Annotated in this window: 1 protein-coding gene; it reads left to right on the top strand. The window is 29.4% G+C overall.

Features of this window, described 5'->3' with window-relative positions:
- Nucleotides 1–660: 660 nt before the first annotated feature.
- The coding region (locus N2Z58_09440) for a hypothetical protein (GenBank protein ID MCX7654881.1) at nt 661–896 on the top strand (236 nt) is incomplete at its 3' end.

Genomic DNA, 896 nt, shown 5'->3' with positions numbered 1-896 from the left:
TCACAAAAGATGCTAAACCAAGAAAAATATACGTTGGTACACCTGCAAAAGAATTACGTGATGTTCCAAATGAACAATTAATTGAAAATCAAAAATATTATAAAGATTTATTTATATGATTGATAGAAAAATTTGAAGCATATCTAATCTTCAATTTTTATCGTAACAATAAACAATATTTTACAAACAATCTATATTCATTTTAAAACATTATAACTGATGGTTTCTTTTTTTAGTACATCTTGTTAAGAAACTTTTGGTACTTGATTATAAAATATGTTTATGTTATAATTCCGATGAAAATTGCAATTAAGATTTTCAAACTATAGAATTTTCTCCAGAATCTTAGAAGCTTTTATTCAGTCAAATTAAAAATAAAGACATTTATATAAATACGGTGATCCCCTTGATTTTGTTTATAATTTATGGTATAATCGTGGCGATATTATAGTTTTGATAGGATTGTTTTTTGATTTTACGCTCAAAGATTTATACAATATTTATTATTTAAACTTGCCTAAAATTGGCTATACTGTTACCTAAAATTGGCTATACTGTCCTTGGTTGGGGGGTGGATAATTCTGGTGGATGAATTCAACTAAATTTTTTCATTTTAGCTGTAAGGTACACTTCAACTAAAACCTTAGAGGAGGTGCAGGTATGAGGAAAGTGTTTTTATTTATGGTTTTTGTTTCTTTGTTAGTTTCGTCTCTTATTTTTGCTAACCAACCAAAAGCTGTACTTCTTAGAGAATTATCAAACGTCGGGCTCATGACAAGCAGTTTTGATGGCCAGTACATATTAGCAGCTGGAGAAGACGGTTCTTTCATTTTTATGGATTTAAGGCAAAACGTTCCACCAAAAAGAGTCCTTGTTAGCAACGTTCCTCTCAAGGG

Source organism: Fervidobacterium sp. (genome assembly GCA_026419195.1).
Classification (GTDB): domain Bacteria; phylum Thermotogota; class Thermotogae; order Thermotogales; family Fervidobacteriaceae; genus Fervidobacterium.
The sequence above is the reverse complement of the archived record's forward strand: the minus strand, read 5'-3'. Positions and strand labels throughout refer to the sequence as shown.